Annotated in this window: 15 protein-coding genes and 1 pseudogene; 13 read left to right on the top strand and 3 right to left on the bottom strand. The window is 52.7% G+C overall.

Going from position 1 to position 18,478, the window contains the following annotated elements:
- Positions 1 to 104: 104 nt before the first annotated feature.
- The 4 genes from NDA02_RS06670 to NDA02_RS06655 all read left to right on the top strand — a co-directional run bounded on the left by NDA02_RS06670 (position 105) and on the right by NDA02_RS06655 (position 3,130).
- A complete protein-coding gene (locus NDA02_RS06670; RefSeq protein ID WP_190793859.1) occupies positions 105 to 458 on the top strand; it encodes a metalloregulator ArsR/SmtB family transcription factor in 354 nt (117 codons plus the stop codon).
- A gap of 6 nt (positions 459 to 464) precedes the next feature.
- Positions 465 to 1,148 (top strand): SAM-dependent methyltransferase, encoded by a 684-nt coding sequence (locus tag NDA02_RS06665; protein WP_348254670.1) that lies wholly within the window; start codon positions 465 to 467, stop codon positions 1,146 to 1,148.
- 79 nt (positions 1,149 to 1,227) lie between these two features.
- Complete coding sequence (locus NDA02_RS06660; protein ID WP_348254668.1) at positions 1,228 to 2,157, top strand: glycosyltransferase family 2 protein; 930 nt, start codon at positions 1,228 to 1,230, stop codon at positions 2,155 to 2,157.
- Between the two features lie 55 nt (positions 2,158 to 2,212).
- The gene (locus NDA02_RS06655; RefSeq protein ID WP_190793862.1) at positions 2,213 to 3,130 is read left to right on the top strand and encodes a glycosyltransferase family 2 protein; all 918 of its coding nucleotides are present in this window, start codon (positions 2,213 to 2,215) and stop codon (positions 3,128 to 3,130) included.
- Here NDA02_RS06655 and NDA02_RS06650 read toward each other — a convergent pair.
- Entirely contained in the window at positions 3,114 to 3,452 is a 339-nt protein-coding gene (locus tag NDA02_RS06650; protein WP_190793863.1) for a hypothetical protein, read from the bottom strand. The two genes, NDA02_RS06655 and NDA02_RS06650, sit on opposite strands and share 17 nt — an antisense overlap.
- Before the next feature lie 120 nt (positions 3,453 to 3,572).
- Positions 3,573 to 5,120 carry an AAA family ATPase gene (locus tag NDA02_RS06645; RefSeq protein WP_190793864.1) on the bottom strand — a complete coding sequence of 516 codons (1,548 nt, stop codon included), beginning with the start codon at positions 5,118 to 5,120 and terminating at the stop codon, positions 3,573 to 3,575.
- Positions 5,121 to 5,346: 226 nt separating this feature from the next.
- On the opposite strand from NDA02_RS06645, the gene NDA02_RS06640 reads away from it, so the two are divergent.
- Positions 5,347 to 6,753: a PPC domain-containing protein gene (locus NDA02_RS06640; RefSeq protein ID WP_190793865.1), complete on the top strand. Its 1,407-nt coding sequence runs from the start codon at positions 5,347 to 5,349 to the stop codon at positions 6,751 to 6,753.
- 29 nt (positions 6,754 to 6,782) lie between these two features.
- Here NDA02_RS06640 and NDA02_RS06635 read toward each other — a convergent pair whose 3' ends face one another.
- Positions 6,783 to 7,433 (bottom strand): XRE family transcriptional regulator, encoded by a 651-nt coding sequence (locus NDA02_RS06635; protein ID WP_190793866.1) that lies wholly within the window; start codon positions 7,431 to 7,433, stop codon positions 6,783 to 6,785.
- Positions 7,434 to 7,560: 127 nt separating this feature from the next.
- Here NDA02_RS06635 and purU point away from each other — a divergent pair, with 127 nt between their 5' ends.
- From purU to NDA02_RS06595, 8 genes and pseudogenes are all read left to right on the top strand, one after another.
- Entirely contained in the window at positions 7,561 to 8,421 is an 861-nt protein-coding gene (gene purU, locus NDA02_RS06630) for a formyltetrahydrofolate deformylase (RefSeq protein ID WP_190793867.1), read from the top strand.
- 92 nt (positions 8,422 to 8,513) lie between these two features.
- Positions 8,514 to 9,755 carry an FAD-dependent oxidoreductase gene (locus NDA02_RS06625; protein ID WP_190793868.1) on the top strand — a complete coding sequence of 414 codons (1,242 nt, stop codon included), beginning with the start codon at positions 8,514 to 8,516 and terminating at the stop codon, positions 9,753 to 9,755.
- 21 nt (positions 9,756 to 9,776) lie between these two features.
- Positions 9,777 to 10,034 (top strand): sarcosine oxidase subunit delta, encoded by a 258-nt coding sequence (locus NDA02_RS06620; protein ID WP_190793869.1) that lies wholly within the window; start codon positions 9,777 to 9,779, stop codon positions 10,032 to 10,034.
- Positions 10,031 to 12,949 (top strand): annotated as a pseudogene (locus NDA02_RS06615) (2Fe-2S iron-sulfur cluster-binding protein); the annotation flags it as partial. The gene NDA02_RS06620 and the pseudogene NDA02_RS06615, both read left to right, overlap by 4 nt.
- 843 nt (positions 12,950 to 13,792) lie before the next feature.
- A complete protein-coding gene (gene glnT / locus NDA02_RS06610; RefSeq protein ID WP_190793871.1) occupies positions 13,793 to 15,121 on the top strand; it encodes a type III glutamate--ammonia ligase in 1,329 nt (442 codons plus the stop codon).
- A 35-nt stretch (positions 15,122 to 15,156) separates the two neighbouring features.
- A complete protein-coding gene (locus tag NDA02_RS06605; protein WP_348254665.1) occupies positions 15,157 to 16,047 on the top strand; it encodes a class II glutamine amidotransferase in 891 nt (296 codons plus the stop codon).
- Complete coding sequence (locus NDA02_RS06600; RefSeq protein ID WP_348254663.1) at positions 16,035 to 16,748, top strand: protein glxC; 714 nt, start codon at positions 16,035 to 16,037, stop codon at positions 16,746 to 16,748. Before NDA02_RS06605 ends, NDA02_RS06600 begins: the two co-directional genes overlap by 13 nt.
- 332 nt (positions 16,749 to 17,080) lie before the next feature.
- Positions 17,081 to 18,427 (top strand): FMN-binding glutamate synthase family protein, encoded by a 1,347-nt coding sequence (locus NDA02_RS06595; protein WP_348254661.1) that lies wholly within the window; start codon positions 17,081 to 17,083, stop codon positions 18,425 to 18,427.
- The last annotated feature ends 51 nt before the right edge of the window (positions 18,428 to 18,478 follow it).

Below are 18,478 nucleotides of genomic sequence, written 5' to 3'. Positions count from 1 at the left end.
AGATGATTACTCTATTGGCATAAAAGAGTAAAGTGCTAGAATTTAGGCGATCGAGGCTTGGGCAGCCACAGCTTTCGGGATTACAGCTTGCGGGGTAAGACAGCATGAAAACGGCGGAATCTGTACCAAGTGAGGTGGTTCAGCAGGTCGCGGATTATTTCAGTGTTCTGAGCGAACCGATGCGCCTCCGCATTCTCAATGTGCTGCGCGACGGCGAAAAGTGCGTTCAGGATCTGGTCGAAGCTACTGAAACCAGTCAGGCGAACGTCTCCAAGCACCTAAAAGTAATGCTACAAGCGGGCATTCTGAACCGCCGCAGCGAGGGCACGTCTGCCTATTACAGCGTTGCCGATGACCTGATCTTTGAGCTGTGCAATCTTGTCTGCGATCGGCTTGCCTCCCGGATCGAGCAGCAGGCAAAGTATTTCCGCGCCTTCACCCTTAGCAATAAGCAGTAAGTGATTATGGCAATGGAGCTCGATCAGGTCGTTCCGTTTGGTCGATCGCTAGATGAGTATATTCATTTATTTAACTTGAGCGATCGAGACTTACAGAAGTCCATGCTGGGCATTGGCGATGGACCTGCCAGCTTTAATGCTGAAGGAACTGCAAAGGGCTACAACATTCACTCGATCGATCCGATTTATATCTTTTCTGCCGAACAGATTCAGCAGCGCGTCCTTGCCGTCGTAGACGGTATTATTGACCAGATCAAAGCGACCCCGAAGGATTGGGTCTGGACGTATCATCGATCGCCCAATGATTTGAAGCAGCATCGCTTGCAGGTTGCAGCGCGGTTTTGTGCCGATTTTGAGACCGGCAAAGCGGAGCATCGCTATACTCCCGGAGCACTTCCCCGCCTGAATGCTGAAGACGGACAATACGAGCTGGGCTTATGCTCCCACTTCCTCTTTCTCTACTCGGATCAGTTTGATACGGACTTTCACCTGCGATCGATCGCCGAAATGCTGCGCGTCTGCCACGAGGTCAGAATCTTCCCCCTCCTGACCCTGATGCTCCACCCTTCTCCCCACCTCCAGCCCGTTCTGGAAACCCTCACCGCCCAGGGCTATCGCTGTGAAATCCAGCAAGTTAGCTACGAACTGCAAAAAGGCGGCAACCAAATGCTAAAAATCACCCGCCCCTAAAAACCCCCCTCCACTCTCCCCTATCGATCGCCATGCGAATTCGGGCACTCTAACAGCGATCGTTCCATTCAACACCGCAATGCCCGATCCGCAGATCTCTGCCATTATTTGCACACACAACCGGGAAAACTATCTCGGCAAAGCGATCGATAGTTTGTTAGATCAGAATTTCTCTGGGGCGTATGAGGTGCTGGTCATTGATAATGCCTCAACCGATCGCACTCGTGAAGTCGTCGAATCCCGTCAGAAAAATCCGCTTTTGCGCTACGGCTACGAGCCAACTTTAGGGTTATCGGTTGCCCGTAACACAGGCGCAAACCTTGCCCATAGCCCCATCCTGGCTTACCTGGATGACGATGCCATTGCCAGTCCAGCCTGGCTGCAAAACCTCTGGGATGCCTACCAGCAGTGGAACAAACTGGCGATCGCCGGAGGAAAAGTGACGCTGCTCTGGCAGGATGCTTCGCCGCCGCAATGGTTATCAACTGGGCTGAGCGAAAATTTGGGCGCATACGATCTGGGCAATCAGCTCATCTGGATCGATCGTCCAGGACAAACCCCCAGAGGCTTGAACTACTCGATTCGTCGCAGTTTTCTAGAGCAGGTCGGCGGATTCGATCGCGCTCTGGGACGAGTCGGCAAAAATCTGCTGTCGAACGAAGAACTGCACATGACCGAACTAGCACTCGCGCAAGGCTGGAAAGTTGCCTATTTGCCCGATGCCCTCGTTGCCCATCATGTCGCGCCCGAACGCCTTTGCCAGCAGTGGTTTTTGCGACGGGGCTGGTGGCAGGGCATCAGCGAATGCTATCGGGAACAGCTTGCCGGACGGTCAGGACTTCCCCAACTGACCAGAGGCACAGAGCGATTGCTGCGCGGACTCCACCGATCGCTCCAGCACTGGAACGACCCTGCCCAACGATTTGACAACTTTACATACGCCTACGGTCAACTGGGCTATCTAAAAGCGGCGATCGAGGGAATGCTAAACGCAACCAAGAATACCTAACCCCCACCCCTGCATCTTCTCATCCCCCCATCCACCCCTCTACTCATTCACGCTTATGTCACTCCCCATCTCCGTCCTCATTCCCGCTAAAAACGAAGAAGCCAACCTTCCTGCCTGCCTGGAAAGCGTTTCACGGGCAGCGGAGGTCTTTGTGGTTGATTCCCAGAGCGACGATCGCACCGTGGAAATTGCCGAACGCTATGGCGCAAAAGTTGTGCAGTTTCACTTCAACGGACGATCGCCTAAGAAGAAAAACTGGTCGCTCGACAATGTACCGTTTCAGCATGAATGGGTGCTGATTGTAGACTGCGATGAGCGAATCACGCCAGAACTGTGGGATGAAATTGCAGAAGTAATTCAAAATCCAGATTATGACGGCTATTACCTGAATCGCCGCGTCTTTTTCCTGGGGACGTGGATTCGGCACGGCGGCAAATATCCTGATTGGAATCTGCGCCTGTTTCGTCATGCCAAGGGACGCTACGAAACCCTGCAAACCGAGGGCATTCCCAATACAGGCGACAACGAAGTGCATGAACACGTGATTCTCAACGGCAATGTTGGCTATCTAAAAGAAGATATGCTGCACATCGATTTTCGCGATGTTTATCACTGGTTGGCGCGACACAATCGCTATTCCAACTGGGAAGCCAGAGTGTACTACAACCTGCTCAACGGCATGGACGATCGCGGAACGATCGGCGCGAGTTTGACCGGAGACGCAGTTCAGCGCAAGCGGTTTCTGAAGAAAATTTGGGTACGGCTGCCGTTTAAGCCTCTTCTGCGGTTTGTCTGGTTCTATCTGGTGCGGCTGGGTTTCCTGGATGGACGAGCCGGATATGTTTATGGCTGCTTGCTAAGTCAGTACGAATACCAGATCGGCGTCAAGCTCTATGAACTTCAGCAGCTAGATGGACAGCTCAACCGCAGTTCCCAGCCTTCCGTAGAAGTACAGTCTACCGCTTCCAGTTAGGCGCCTTCCCCAACCGACGGCGGCGCGGCTTACGAATCGATTGCTGTTCGAGATTGTTCTTCTCGGTCGATCGCCTGAGCCGTTTTGCAATTCGGTCACTCACCCGAAACAGAGGATGGTCAGGGCGTTCCGCAGGGGGCGGGGCGTCAGGCAGCTTTTGTGCTTTCCAATAAGTCATCAGAATGCCTGCCATCACCCCTGCCAGCGCGCCCAGCAAAATTGCCAGCTCTGCCCGAAACCGCACTAGCCAGAACACCAGAATGAACACAATCCAGACGCGCAAAGCAAACTGAATGCCGACATCGGTTGGGAAGCGGTACATGAATTGTCAGCCTCCAGATTTGCCTCTAAGTGCGTACTATGCAGAATGTGTTAGCACATCGTCACGCATCAATTCCATGAATGCGCTTTTGCCTAAGACATCCTACGAAAAATTCGGTCTTTACTCATTATCCTGGTTGAGCTGCGAAGCGACATCCTGTGTGGTATTAATTGCCCGTACATACGCCTGCTCTGCTGTAGTAAACGGTTCCATTGATTGCTGGGGCAGCAGATCCGCCGTGGCGTCAGCGATGTCTCCAGTTCGGTGAATCAGCCGATCGCGCAGCACGTCAACCGGGGCAGTGCAATAAATGATTTTCAGCGGCAGATGATGTGCTTTTGCCTGATCGATCGCCTGCTGGCGGAGGGATTGGCGATCGTATTTCGCATCCAGAATCACAGCATAACCCTGGTCTGCCAGCGAAATTCCCAGTTCCAGCAATCGGGCATAGGTTTTCTGAGTCATTTCGCTTGTGTACAGGTCATCCCCGCCGCGCTGATCGAGGGGAATGCCGCCCAGATGTTTTCTGACTGCGTCCGATCGAATGTGAACCGTACCTGATTGATTGGACAGTCGCTTGGCGAGCAATCTTGCTGTGGTCGTTTTGCCGGAGCCAGATAATCCACACATTAAAGTCAAACTTCCCTGTTTGGGCTGTGCCCCTTCCCAGGCGAGACGGTAATAGTCCGAGGCAGTGGCTTTTGCCTGGTCTTTCTCTGCTGCCGGAACTGCCGGATCATTCAGCATAAAGGAAATGACCTTTGCCCGGACGTAGGTTTGACGGCTCACATAAATTGGCAACACTTCTAAACCTTCCCAGTCTCCGGTTTGCTCCGCGTAGGCATTCAGAAAAACCGTGCTGAGATCGGGTCGCTGCCGCGCTTCTAAGTCCATCACGATGTAGGCAATGTCGTACATGACATCCACAAAGCGAAACGGCTCATTAAACTCGATGCAGTCAAATAGCCACAGCTTGTCTTGCCAGAGGCAAATATTTCGCAGATGCAAATCGCCGTGACATTCACGAATTTTGTCCTGCGCGATCCGCCGATCGAATAACGCCTGCTGCTCAGCGAAAAAGCGATCAGTATAGGCGCGAGTGTCGTCAAACTGTTGCTGGGTCTGGGGTCCGCCGATATACTGTTCGGTTTGCTCGTAGTTTTCGTCAAATGCCTGCCGCACCTGATCGACTTTGCCAAAGCTGCGAATATAGTCGTTGGTGTCCGTTTCTCGGTGAAAGGTGGCGATCGTCTTTGCCAGCTCGATCAGCAGTTCCTCGCCCAGTTCGCCGCGATCGTACAGCTCCGTCAACAGAGTGTCCTGGGGAAACTGCCGCATCTTCACCGCATACTCGATCGGCTCGCCGCTGCCGCCAAGCTCAAGCCGTTCCCCATTTTGCGCGATCGGCAAAACTTCTAGATACAGTGCCCCTGCGCCGCGCTGGTTGAGCCGCAGTTCTTCCTGGCAGAAATGCAGCCGCTTCTCCAGCGTTGAAAAATCTAGAAACCCAAAATTCAATGGCTTCTTGACTTTGTAGGCATAGTCTCCAGTCAGCAGCACATAGGAAATGTGGGTTTGAATGAGCTGAATCGGCGATCGCACTGCATGAGGATAAAACTCCGGTTGCAGCATTTGCTGAATCAGGGCAGGCAGGGTGGTTTCGCTCATGGGGGCTTAGAAAAAGAGATTCGGAAAGGTAAATAAGCTCAACTATCCTAACAAAGGCAGGTGACGGAATCAGTGCGATTTCAAGGTAGCGATTGAATATAGCGATCGATCGTTTGGTCTTTTCGAGGAATTGCGCTCTTGCTCAAGTCACTACAAGCTGTTCATCGATTGGTTAAGCAGGGAAAAATAAGAGCCTGTGAATCTTAAAGGATATTGAAGGATATTTATGGTGCGTCGTCGTTCTGATGATACATTTCAGGGTGCGCGTAATCTTCAGCTCAATCGAGCCACTGGCGGTGCGTTGGGGCACAGCGATCGAGTTGACTTCTACAAATTTAAAGCTTCTAGTCCAATCAACTTTCACCTAACGCTGAATAATCTACAGGCAGACGCCCGCGTTAAGTTACTCAATGGAAGGCGCGTTTCGGTCGGAGTCTCAGATCAAACAGGTTTTCAGACAGAGCAAATTATTACGACCCTAGAGGCTGGAACCTATTACATTCAGGTACGGCTTCCTGGTCGTCGAGGCAGTACGCGCTACAGCCTTCGTGCTTCTTCTGTTCCTGCTGAACCAGGTGAAACAACTGCGATCGCTCGAAATCTAGGCATCCTCTCGGGTGACATGAGGCTCTCAGAATCTGTTAGCAATTCCGACCGACTGGACTATTACAAATTCACGCTGTCACAGATCAGCAATATTAATGTGAATATTGACGGTGTATCATCACCTGCTTTGGTCAGTCTATATTTTGATGCTAACAATAATGGTTTAATTGATAACGGTGAGCAGTTCGATAGTGGTAGTGATGGGAATACGATCGCCCGAACTGTTCTACCCGGCACTTATTATCTTCAAGTAGAAAGCTTATTCGGTTCTTCAAGCCAATACAATCTATCGATCGCTGCTGCCCCTGATCCGAGTAATCTTCCCACTGATCCGGGCAATACAGCGAGTACAGCATTCAATCTTTCAACCTTTCCGGCTACGGCGAGGGATTTTGTAGGTACATTTGATTCTTCGGATTATTACAAATTCACATTGCCTCAAATTAACGACATTAATGTGAATATCAATGGCTTATCGAGAACTACTTTTGTAAATTTACACTTTGATGCTAATAACAACGGATTAATTGACAGCGGCGAAAGATTGGAGAGCGGCAGCGACAATGATACTATTGCCAGAACCGTTCTACCCGGTACTTATTATCTTGAAGTAGATAGCTTTGGTTCTGCAACTCGCTATGATCTTATTGTAGAAGCGAAACCTAATCCTGGTAATTTACCTGTCGATCCGGGCAATAGAGCCGCTATCGCATACGACCTGGGTACCCCTTTAGAAAATCAAACGATACAAGATTTCGTTGGGGCTTTTGATGAGCTAGATTACTACAAATTCAAATTGAATACAGCCCGTACTCTGAATGTCAATATCGATGGTCTAGCAGCAACGGCTTCTGTTACTTTGTACTTTGATGCTAACAATAATGGATTGATTGATAGCGGCGAATGGGTGACGAGCGGCAGTGATAACTCAACAATTTCCAGAGTGCTGCAAACAGGAACCTATTTCCTTGAAGTGAATACCTTCAGCAACGCAACTCGCTACAACTTGAATTTGGGAGTTGGGTAGAACTTGAGCGAATGTAGTATGCCAATCCCTTACTCTGCCCGAGCGTCGATCGCAAAATTGTCGTAGTAAATAATAGTCAGGAACCGAATTGGCAGGGTGATCAGCTTTTCGGGTCCGTGGGGAATGTCGCCTCTAAAGGTGAGGGAGTCGCCCGGTTCGAGCAGGTAAGTTTGTCGTCCGTGGCGGTATTCCAGCTTGCCTTCGAGCAGGTGAATAAACTCGATGCCGGGATGCTCGAAGGTGGGAAAGACTTCGGAAGCATCATCCATTGTGATCAGAAAGGGTTCAAATCGCTTGGTTGGTCCCTGATCGTAGGCGAGAAGCTGGTAGGTATGTCCACGTTTGGTGCCGCGCCGCACGACTTCCATGCCTTTACCGTTTTTGACCAACTGCGCTCCGCCTTCGGGAATGTCGTATTTGCGAAACAGGGTAGACAGGGAAACGCCCAGCGCATTTGCCAGTTTCTCCAGAGTTTCCAGGCTGGTGGAAGTTTGAGCATTTTCAATTTTAGAGAGCATTCCGCGAGAAATTCCGGCGCGATCGGCGATTTCTGCGATCGTCAGCCCATGTTGCTGGCGCAGGTCACGAATCGTATTGCCCAGGTAATGCTCCAGTCCGGGATGCTCCAGCTTCTGCGAGGAAACGTCTGAGGAAATGTGTGAGGGAACGGTTTCTGCCATGCAGCAATTCTCCTGCGGTGCGCCCCTATGAATCATAGCAGGTGAATCATGCTAGGAAACAATGTTGACAGACAGGAAACAATGCTGGATGATATTCAACGAAGTTTCCGAATGGGAATTTGGTCTCGTGTCTTCTTCCCGCCGATATACGCTTAGCTTGTCCTGTCCCGATCGCGTTGGCATTGTCGCGGCGGTGAGTTCCTTTATCGCCAGTCATCAGGGCTGGATCGTGGAGGCGCAACACCACGCCGATCAGGACTTTCAGCGATTTTTTATGCGGCAGGAAATTCTTGCTGATTCGCTGCCGTTTGGAATCGAAGCGTTGCGAGAGCAGTTTCAGCCGATCGCCGATGAATTCAAAATGCAGTGGCAGGTAACGGATTCGGCGCAGAAAAAGCGGGTGGTGATTCTAGTATCCAAATCCGACCACTGTCTCTATGATTTGCTGGCCCGCTGGCAGAGCAGAGAACTCGACATTGAAATTCCCTGCGTCATTTCTAACCACGAAATATTTCGCGGGCTGGTCGAGTGGCACGGTATTCCTTACTATCATGTGCCCGTTACACCGGAAACGAAGACGATCGCCTACGACAAAATCATGCACCTGTTTGAGTCGGTGAATGGCGATGTGATGGTGCTGGCACGCTATATGCAGGTGTTGTCGTCGGAGGTGTGCGATCGATATCCTGGTCGAATTATTAATATCCATCATTCCTTTTTGCCGTCTTTTATTGGCGCAAAACCCTATCACCAGGCGCATCAACGCGGCGTCAAATTAATTGGTGCGACCTGTCACTATGTCACATCTGAACTCGATGCAGGACCCATTATCGAGCAGGATGTGATTCGGATTGACCATTCGGATGCTGTGGAAGATTTAATTCGCTACGGCAGAGATATCGAAAAAACCGTTCTGGCGCGTGGGCTAAGGTATCACGTTGAGGATCGCGTTCTGGTTCACGGAAATAAGACTGTTGTATTTCGTTAAAGGAGATTTGAAAAGGGCAATGTATCCCCTTTAGCACGCCTCAAAAGATATTTCTTTTAAGTTCATCCTGAAATTCATGCATCTATCGTTTTATGCCGCTTAATCTGCTGCGCTTTGCCCTTACTAAAGACCATCCAGAACCGCGAATGTTTCGCCAGCCCGATCGCCTGAAGTCGAGCTACGACGCGGTAATTATTGGCGGGGGTGGACATGGCTTAGCAGCCGCTTACTATCTGGCACGAGACTATGGCATGACCGATGTGGCGGTGCTGGAAAGAAGCTATTTGGGCGGCGGCAATACGGGACGAAATACGACGATTATTCGATCGAACTACCTCACGCCGGAAGGAGTGAAGTTTTACGATGAGTCGGTGCGCTTGTGGCAGGATTTGTCGCAGGATTTTGATTTGAATCTGTTTTACTCGACGCGGGGACATTTCACCCTGGCGCATACCGATGCCACCTTGCGAACAATGCGCTGGCGGGCGGAAACCAATAAGCATATCGGTGTGAACAGTGAGTTGGTCAGTCCTGATGAGATTCAGGAAGCCTGCCCGCAAATGGATCTGACCTGTAACGGTCACGCGCCGATTTTGGGTGCTCTGTATCATGCGCCGGGAAGCATTGCTCGACACGATGCGGTCGCCTGGGGCTATGGGCGAGGGGCAGATCAGCGCGGCGTAGAAATTCATCAGCAAACGGAAGTATTGGGAATTCAGGTGAAGTCCGATCGCGTTACCGGAGTCGAAACTTCACGAGGGACGATCGAAACGCCGCGTGTCCTCTGTGCCGTTGCTGGGTTTACGCCGCGTTTGCTGCAAATGGTGGGAATTCGATCGCCCCTCTACGTCCATCCGCTGCAAGCTCTGGTGAGCGAACCGATGAAGCCCTGGCTTGACCCGATTATTGTGTCTGGCAATTTGCACGTTTATGTCAGCCAAACGGCGCGGGGCGAACTGGTGATGGGCGCGTCGCTTGACCCCTATGAGCTGCATTCAACGCGATCGACGCTGGATTTCACCGAAGAATTAGCGGCTCACATGCTTGATCTGTTTCCCTTCCTCTCTCACGCCAAAATTGTGCGCCAGTGGGCAGGCATGGCAGACATGACGCCTGATTTCGCTCCGATGATGGGCAAAACGCCGATCGCCGGATTTTACTTGGATGCAGGCTGGGGAACCTGGGGCTTTAAGGCGACTCCAGTTTGCGGCAAAACGATGGCATACACCGTCGCGAACGATCGAGCGCACGAATTAATCCAAGACTTTTCGATCGATCGATTTACCCGGTATGAATTGATTGGTGAAAAAGGCGCGGCATCAGTTGCCCATTAATAAATAACAGGAAAAGCAGCGATGAAGTTAATGACCTGTCCCATTAATGGTACGCGATCGATCAGCGAATTTGTGTATGGCGGCGAGTATCGCGAAATGCCTGACCCTAACTCCGTAGATGATCAAACTTGGGCAGCCTACATCTTTTATCGAAATAATGTTCCGGGCATCAAACGCGAATGGTGGTGTCACGCACCCAGCAACACCTGGTTTATTGCAGAGCGAAATACATTAACTGACGAAGTGACACAAACCTATTTATACGGAGGCGAGTCATGAGTTATCGTCTACCGCCAATTCCTGGGGAATGGATCGATCGCAATACAATCATTCAGTTTTCGTTTGAAGGGAAAGTATTGACCGGATATGCAGGAGATACGATCGCTGCTGCGCTATGGGCTTCGGGTCAAAAGGTGTTGGGACGCAGCTTTAAATATCACCGCCCACGCGGAATTCTCAGCCTGGCGAATCATGATGTGAATACCCTGATGCAGTCCGGCGAGAAGCTGAATGTGCGGGCAGACGTGACGGCAATTGAGCCAGGAATGTCGCTGCAAGCAGTCAATACGTTCGGAGGTGTGGAGCACGATCGCGCTAGCTTTCTCAACTTTTTATCGCCCTTCTTGCCGGTTGGGTTTTATTACAAAACGTTCAACAACAAAAAGCTTTTTCCCTTTTGGGAACGCCTGATTCGTCGCACAACTGGGCTGGGGCAAGTCGATTTCAAAACGCCCTGGATACGCACCCCGAAGCGATATGACTTTTGCGATTTGCTTGTAATTGGCGCAGGCATTTCTGGACTCACTGCTGCACTCACCGCAGCCGAAGCAGGCGCAGATGTGGTGATTGTGGATGAGAACGCGAAACCGGGCGGCGCAGGACTCTACCAGCTTGGGGATGATCGATCGATCGCCGCCGAAACCCAATCCCTTATTCAGTCAGTCACAGCCCATCCCCGCATCCGGCTCTACACCGGTACAGTAGCAGCAGGCTACTATGCCGACTTCTGGATTCCCCTAGTAGACGGCACACGCATGACGAAAATGCGGGCAAAGTCAGTCATCGTGGCAAGCGGGGCTTATGAACAGCCTGCGGTCTTTCGCAACAACGATTTGCCAGGCGTCATGATGGCTTCGGCGGCACAGCGGCTTATTTATCGCTATGCGGTTAAGCCAATGCACCGGGCGATCGTCTTTACGGCAAATCAGGATGGTTATCGGGCGGCTCTGGATTTGCTGGCGCATGGGATGGAAGTCGGGGCGATCGTAGATTTGCGATCGGATATTCCGAGTTCGACAGTGGTACAGACGGTGCGTGAGCGAGGCGTTCCAATCTATCCCGGACAGGCAATTTATGAGGCAAAAGCAAATCCTCAAGGCGATGGCGTTTGTGCGGCAATGATTTGTCCGATGCGAAGCAGTTCCCCCTTTGGGGTAATCGACTCCAACGGACAGCCGCAAATTGCATCTCGTCAGACGATCGCCTGTGATGGCATTCTCATGAGTGTGGGTTGGGCGGGAGCGGCAAATTTGCTTTATCAGGCAGGGGCAAAGATGCGTTTTGATGACCGAATTCAGCAGTTTGTGCCGGATTTGCTGCCGCCGGGTGTATTTGCTTGCGGTCGGGTCAATGGGGTGTATCAGCCGGAGAATAAACGACGCGACGGAGAACGGGCGGCACGGTTGGCGATTGCTTTTCTCAGCGGTGGGGAATCGGTGGCGATCAATCTCCCCGCAGAATCAGAATCACCGTCCCATCCCTGGGCGATCGTGCCTCACCCGCAGGGTAAAAACTTTGTCGATTTCGATGAAGATCTGCAATACAAAGATTTTCCGAATGCAATTCAGGAAGGATTTGACAATATTGAATTATTGAAGCGGTTTACGACCGTGGGAATGGGTCCAAGTCAGGGCAAACATTCTAATGTGAATGCGCTGCGAATTCTGGCGAAGCTGACCGGCAAAACACCAGGACAGGTCGGAACCACGACGGCGCGACCATTTTTTCATCCTGTGCCGATGTCGCACCTCGCCGGACGCGGATTCACGCCAGAGCGAAGAACACTGCTGCACGATCGCCACCTTGCCCTCAACGCCAAGTGGATGTCTGCCGGACAGTGGCGCAGACCAGAATACTATCAGCAGCCCAACAAAAACCGGGAAGCCTGCATCCAGGACGAGGTTCTCGCCGTGCGGCAGCGCGTTGGGTTGATCGACGTGGGAACGCTGGGCAAGCTGGAGATTCGCGGACGGGACGCAGCCGCTTTTCTAGAGCGCGTTTACACCGGACGCTATGCAAATCTGAAAGTCGGGATGACCCGCTACGCGCTGATGCTGGACGAGTCGGGCGTGGTGATCGACGATGGCGTGATTGCCCGGCTGGGCGAAGACCATTTCTATTTCACAACGACGACCTCTAACGCCGCTTCAATTTATCGCGAGCTGTCTCGCCTGAATACGATGTGGCGAATGGACTGCGGTTTAGTCAATTTGACCGGGGCGCAATCGGCAGTGAATCTCGCGGGTCCGCTTTCCCGTGCTGTGCTGAGCCAGCTTACCGATCTGGACTTGTCGAGCGCGGCGTTTCCCTATCTCGCAGTGCAATCGGCAACGGTGGCAGGCATTCCAGCTCTCCTCATGCGCGTCGGTTTTGTGGGCGAGTGGGGCTACGAAATCCACGTTCCTGCCGAAAATGCCCCCGTCCTTTGGGACGCCCTAACCCGGGCAGGTAAGCCCTACAGCCTTCAACCCTTCGGCGTGGAAGCACAAAGGCTGCTGCGGCTGGAAAAAGGACACCTGATCGTCGGACAGGACACGGACGGACTCACCACACCCTATGAAGCGAACCTCAACTGGGCAGTGAAAACTGACAAACCCTTCTTCATTGGCCAGCGCAGCCTCCAGATTCATGCCGATCGCTCGCCCAAACAAATCCTGATTGGTTTTACCCTCAACGAGTTTAGTGGCACGCCGCCTCAGGAATGCCATCTGGTGATTCACAACGGCGACATTGCCGGACGGATTACCAGCATTGCTTACAGTCCCTCACTCGCTCGCCATATTGGGCTGGCGTATGTCAAACCAGAGCTATCTCAAGTGGGAAGTCAATTTACGGTGAGGCGATCGGATGGTTTCCTGATCACTGCCACCGTGACCCCAACTCCGTTTTATGACCCAGCAAACACCCGCCAGAAAACGGCATCGCCGCTGCCTGAGGCAAGCCATCTTGAGTTTGAGCAAAAGCTTGAGCAAAAGCTTGAGCAAAAGCCTGCCGCAATCATCCCCTTGATTTCTGAAACAGATGATTTAGTCGATTTAGCTGATGTCTCTGCGCTCCCCCGATTCGGCGTAAAAGGAGCAGGTGCGGCGGCATGGCTGGAAGCGCACGAATTCCCAATTCCCGATCGCCCGAATTCCTGGCTCCCTTTGGCGAACGGTGGACGCATCGCCCGACTGGGACTGACAGAATTTCTAATCGAGGACGATGGAGAGATTGGCGATTACCCCGAAGGGAAAAGTGCTTCGCATCGGCTTCGGGCTGATTCAAATCTGCCGCCGCAGGTTTATCCCGTCTTGCGGCAAGATCTGGCGATCGTTCTTTCAGGTAAAGCGGTTCACGATCTATTTGCTCAAATCTGCAACGTCAGTTTTCGATCGTTTAATTCTAGCGATCGTCCTATTGTGCTGACCTCGGCGATCGGCGTATCCGTGATTGTGGCGATCGAAGAGGCTCCAATTCCCCAATACCGTTTGTGGTGCGACACAACTTACCGCCACTATGTTTGGCAAACTCTGAATGAAATTGCTGCGGAATTAGGTAGCGACGCAAACAGTTCTCTCACTAAAAATCGAAGAAGTTACGATAATTCGCCGAACCGTCCCTCTAACCCCCCAACTTCGGGCGAAACTGAGCCGATGCAGGCAGTTCTTTTGCAAAAGAAAGGTTGAACTGCTCAAAATCCCCGAACCTTGGGGAATTGAGGGGACGATGTTGCACCGCTGCTATTCCTCCAACAATCTCTACCTTCCCCAGAACCCATGAACCTTACCGAAGCCAAACAGTTTCTCGAAGCCCATCAAATCAAATTCATCCTCGCTCAGTTCGTAGACATTCACGGTGTTGCCAAAACCAAAGCCGTTCCTGCCTCCCATCTGGAAGACATTCTTGATCCGGGAGCCGGATTTGCCGGATTTGCCGTCTGGGGACTGGGCATGGAACCGAACAGCCCAGATTATCTGGCAGTTGGTGATTTAAACACGCTTTCTCTGGTTCCCTGGATGCCCGGATTCGCCCGAATTGTTTGCGTGGGTCATGTCAAAGGCAAACCCTACCCCTACGATGCCCGCTACGTGCTAATGCAGCAGATCGATCGCCTCACACAGCACGGCTGGACGCTCAACACGGGAGTCGAACCCGAATTCATGCTGCTCAAAAAAGACCGACGCGGCAACCTTCGCCCCTATGATTTCACCGACACCCTCGACAAGCCCTGCTACGACTACAAAGGATTGTCGCGCAGCATTGGCTACATCGAGAAGCTGGTGGATAACCTGCAACAGGTTGGTTTCGATATCTATCAGGTCGATCATGAAGACGCCAACGGACAGTTTGAAATCAACTACACCTACACCGACTGCCTCACCACCGCCGATCGCTATATTTTCTTCAAGATGGCAGCCTCAGAGATTGCCCGCGACATGGGGCTAATCTGCTCCTTTATGCCCAAGCCCTTCTCCAACCGCACCGGAACAGGGATGCATATTCACTGCTCGCTCGCCGAAGGCAACACCAATCTTTTTGAAGACCACAGCGACCCGCACCAACTGGGACTCTCAAAACTGGCATACCACTTCCTCGGCGGGCTGCTGACCCATGCCCATGCTCTGACTGCTCTCTGTGCCCCTTCGATCAATTCCTATAAGCGACTGGTAGTGGGACGATCGCTCAGTGGCGCAACTTGGGCACCCGCTTACATCAGCTACGGCGACAACAACCGATCGAGCATGGTGCGTATTCCTGGTGGACGGCTCGAATTGCGCCTTGCAGATGGCTCCTGCAACCCCTATCTGGCAACCGCCGCCGTGATCGCAGCCGGGCTAGACGGCATCGAACGCGAACTTGACCCCGGCGAACCCTTCAACGGCAATCTCTACGACCTCACTCCCGAACAGCTCGAAGAAAAAGGCATCGGCACCCTGCCCCAATCTCTAAGCGAGGCGATCGACGCTCTCGAATCCGACGCTGTAATCCAATCCGCCCTTGGTCCACTCGCCCCCGAATTTATCAATCTGAAACGCATGGAATGGATCGAATACTGCCGCCATGTTTCAGATTGGGAAGTCGATCGCTACCTGGAATTCTTCTAGCCCCATCTCCCTTACCCCTCCCCCCTTATCCCCCTATGTGCGGTATCGTCGGACTCCTGATCAAAACCCCATCCCTGCGCGATTCCCTTGGCGAACTGCTTGTCCCCATGCTGGTTGGCATGAGCGATCGTGGACCTGACTCCGCCGGACTTGCAGTATTCACCGCTACCCTCCCCGATCCCTATCGCAAATACAGCCTCTACGCGGGCAATCAGGCGATTGACTGGTCAGCTCTCCCCCAATCATTGAGCGAACTGGGCAAGGCAACGATCGACCCCCATGGCAATCAGGCAGTCCTCATGACTGATCTGCCGCCGCAGACGGTTAGAGCGTGGCTGAAGTCGGCTTATCCGCAGCTTCACCTGCTGTCTGCCGGACGCACAATCGATTTGTACAAAGATACCGGGACACCGATCGCCGTGTCTGACCGATATGAATTTCGATCGCTCAAAGGGTCTCATGCTGTCGGGCACACGCGGATGGCAACCGAATCTGCCGTCACTCCGGCACACGCTCACCCGTTCACCGCAGGCGAAGATTTTTGTCTGGTTCACAATGGCTCGCTCTCGAACCCGAACGAGATTCGGCGGAAATTAGAACCACGTGGCATTCACTTTGAGACCGACAACGATACCGAAGCTGCCTGCCGTTTCCTGGAATGGCGGATGCAGGAAGGCGATGATCTGGAAACGGCGATTCAAAACGGCTTTGAGGAACTGGACGGCTTTTATACCTTCCTGATGGGAACCGCAGATAAACTTGCCCTCGTTCGCGATCCTTTTGCCTGCAAACCTGCGATCGTTGCCGAAACCGATGACTATGTGGCGATCGCTTCTGAATTTCGATCGCTTGCCCATCTGCCTGACGTCAATCAGGCAAACCTCTACGAACCCGCTCCAGAGGAGATGTATGTATGGACAGTGTAATCATTGCTTCCCCAACCGAAACCCACACCTTTGATCTGAGCCAAACTCCTGTGCGAGCGGTGAACGCCTACCTGCACCATTCTGAATTGCCCAATGGACACAAAGTGGCGATCGTCAATCCCAACGGAGCGCATAATCTAGCGGTGGGCATCGATACGGTGATCGAAGTCGAGATCCACGGGCATACGGGCTACTACACGGCAGGCATGAATAAACAGGCGATCGTCACCCTTTACGGTAACGCTGGGACCGGAGTCGCCGAAAACATGATGTCTGGCAGGGTTCACGTTAAGGGTTTTGCTTCGGTGTCGGCAGGTGCGTCTGCCCACGGTGGGCTATTAGTCATCGATGGCGATGCAGGCTTGCGCTGCGGCATTTCCTTGAAAGGAGCCGATATTGTGGTGGGCGGCAGTGTCGGCAGCTTTTCCGGCTTTATGGCGCAGGCAGGCAGAATGGTAATTTGCGGCAACGCCGGAGACGCGCTGGGCGATTCGCTCTACGAAGCCGTCATTTATATCCGAGGAACCGTGAAATCGTTGGGCGCAGATGCTCAATTTGAACCGATGACCGAGGAGGACTATGCGATCGTTCAAACCCTCCTTGACCAAGCCAGCCTCCCCCACACTCCCCAGGATTTCAAACGGATCGCCTCCGCCCGCCAGCTCTATCACTGGAATGCTGACGCCAACCAGGAATACTAGGCGTTGCTGAATAAGCGTATGATACGCCCCCCTAGCCCCCCAATTTGGGGGAACCAGAATTCAAAGTCCTCCAGCATTGGGGGATTGAGGGGGCGATGCAGAAGCTAAATTTGCACCGTTCGTATCCCGATTCAGCAACGCCTAGTACTAATGCGAATTCAGAATTGCTCAAGCTAGAGCAAGCGATCGTATTTCGTTTTAAGGCTTTGATCGATCGCCCTCATCCAGAAAATGGCAATAACCCTTACCGGAAAGGCAAACCATTTTCAACAAAAATCTCAATTCCCTTTTAGACCCATTACCGCAAAAGCTCTCCCCCCTCCCCTCTCCCCATGACCTCCAACATCTATCGCGAAGAATCCGCCGGATACGATCGCCGCACGCTCCACTACATCCAGAACGCCGCTGCCCACGGACTCTATGAAATTCGAGGACTGGGCGCAAAACGCAGCCTGCCCCACTTTGACGATCTGGTTTTCCTGGGAGCCTCACTGACTCGCTACCCGTTGGAAGGCTATCGAGAAAAGTGCATTACCAAGACCGTTCTAGGTACCCGATTTGCCAGCAAACCGATCGAACTAGACATTCCAATTACGATCGCCGGAATGAGCTTTGGTTCTCTCTCTGCCAACGTCAAAGAAGCCCTCGGACGCGCCGCGACTGAAATGGGCACATCCACCACGACGGGCGATGGCGGCATGACTCAGGAGGAGCGACAGTCTTCTAAAAGGCTGGTTTATCAGTGCCTTCCGTCTCGCTATGGCTTTAATCCGGACGACGTGCGGAAGGCAGATGCGATCGAAGTCGTGATTGGTCAGGGCGCAAAGCCGGGCGGTGGCGGAATGCTGTTGGGTCAAAAAATTAATCCGCGGGTCGCGGCAATGCGAACGTTACCCGAAGGCGTGGATCAGCGATCGGCTTGTCGTCATCCTGACTGGACCGGACCCGATGACCTGACGATCAAAATTCAGGAACTGCGCGAACTCACTGACTGGGAAAAGCCGATTTATATCAAAGTGGGAGCGTCCCGCACTTATAACGATGTCAAGCTCGCCGTTCATGCCGGAGCAGATGTCGTCGTTGTGGATGGAATGCAGGGCGGCACGGCTGCTACCCAAACGGTGTTTATTGAGCACGTTGGCATTCCCACGCTGGCGGCTCTGCGGCAGGCGGTTGAGGCACTGGAAGAAATGGACATGAAAGGCAAAGTCCAGCTCATTGTGTCCGGTGGCATTCGGACTGGAGCAGATGTGGCAAAGGCTCTGGCAATGGGCGCGGATGCCGTGTCGATCGGTCAGGCGGTGCTGATGGCTCTGGGCTGCAACAGCGAAAGCTATATTCAGAACGGAGAGCATCATCCGGCGATCGACGATTATCTGGAACTTGGCACGGCTCCCGGCTACTGTCATCACTGTCACACCGGGAAATGTCCGGTTGGCGTCACGACTCAAGACCCGATTTTAGAGAAGCGGCTAGAGCCAGAAGTCGGAGCGCACCGGCTAAAAAACTATCTGAAAACGCTGAATATGGAACTGACGACGATCGCCCGCGCCTGCGGCAAGCAAAACGTGCATCACCTGGAGCGGGAAGATCTGGTTGCACTGACGGTCGAAGCGGCGGCAATGGCAAAGCTGCCTTTAGCAGGCACAAGCTGGATTCCCGGTGTACAGGGCTACTAGCTGGAAATTGAAGCAGCGTGAATTTGATGCCACCAGTCTCCCAGGACGGAA

This window comes from Leptolyngbya sp. ST-U4 (assembly GCF_039962215.1).
Taxonomy (GTDB): Bacteria; Cyanobacteriota; Cyanobacteriia; order Elainellales; family Elainellaceae; genus Leptolyngbya_A.
Note: the sequence above shows the minus strand (reverse complement) of the source record. Positions and strands in the feature narration are given on the sequence as shown.

What these genes read in the sequence shown, in the direction of transcription:
- NDA02_RS06670 (WP_190793859.1), top strand. Translation starts at nt 105, where the DNA reads ATGAAAACGGCGGAATCTGTACCAAGTGAGGTGGTTCAGCAGGTCGCG.
- NDA02_RS06665 (WP_348254670.1), top strand. Translation starts at nt 465, where the DNA reads ATGGCAATGGAGCTCGATCAGGTCGTTCCGTTTGGTCGATCGCTAGAT.
- NDA02_RS06660 (WP_348254668.1), top strand. Translation starts at nt 1,228, where the DNA reads ATGCCCGATCCGCAGATCTCTGCCATTATTTGCACACACAACCGGGAA.
- NDA02_RS06655 (WP_190793862.1), top strand. Translation starts at nt 2,213, where the DNA reads ATGTCACTCCCCATCTCCGTCCTCATTCCCGCTAAAAACGAAGAAGCC.
- NDA02_RS06650 (WP_190793863.1), bottom strand. Translation starts at nt 3,452, where the DNA reads ATGTACCGCTTCCCAACCGATGTCGGCATTCAGTTTGCTTTGCGCGTC.
- NDA02_RS06645 (WP_190793864.1), bottom strand. Translation starts at nt 5,120, where the DNA reads ATGAGCGAAACCACCCTGCCTGCCCTGATTCAGCAAATGCTGCAACCG.
- NDA02_RS06640 (WP_190793865.1), top strand. Translation starts at nt 5,347, where the DNA reads ATGGTGCGTCGTCGTTCTGATGATACATTTCAGGGTGCGCGTAATCTT.
- NDA02_RS06635 (WP_190793866.1), bottom strand. Translation starts at nt 7,433, where the DNA reads ATGGCAGAAACCGTTCCCTCACACATTTCCTCAGACGTTTCCTCGCAG.
- NDA02_RS06625 (WP_190793868.1), top strand. Translation starts at nt 8,514, where the DNA reads ATGCCGCTTAATCTGCTGCGCTTTGCCCTTACTAAAGACCATCCAGAA.
- NDA02_RS06620 (WP_190793869.1), top strand. Translation starts at nt 9,777, where the DNA reads ATGAAGTTAATGACCTGTCCCATTAATGGTACGCGATCGATCAGCGAA.
- glnT (WP_190793871.1), top strand. Translation starts at nt 13,793, where the DNA reads ATGAACCTTACCGAAGCCAAACAGTTTCTCGAAGCCCATCAAATCAAA.
- NDA02_RS06605 (WP_348254665.1), top strand. Translation starts at nt 15,157, where the DNA reads ATGTGCGGTATCGTCGGACTCCTGATCAAAACCCCATCCCTGCGCGAT.
- NDA02_RS06600 (WP_348254663.1), top strand. Translation starts at nt 16,035, where the DNA reads ATGGACAGTGTAATCATTGCTTCCCCAACCGAAACCCACACCTTTGAT.
- NDA02_RS06595 (WP_348254661.1), top strand. Translation starts at nt 17,081, where the DNA reads ATGACCTCCAACATCTATCGCGAAGAATCCGCCGGATACGATCGCCGC.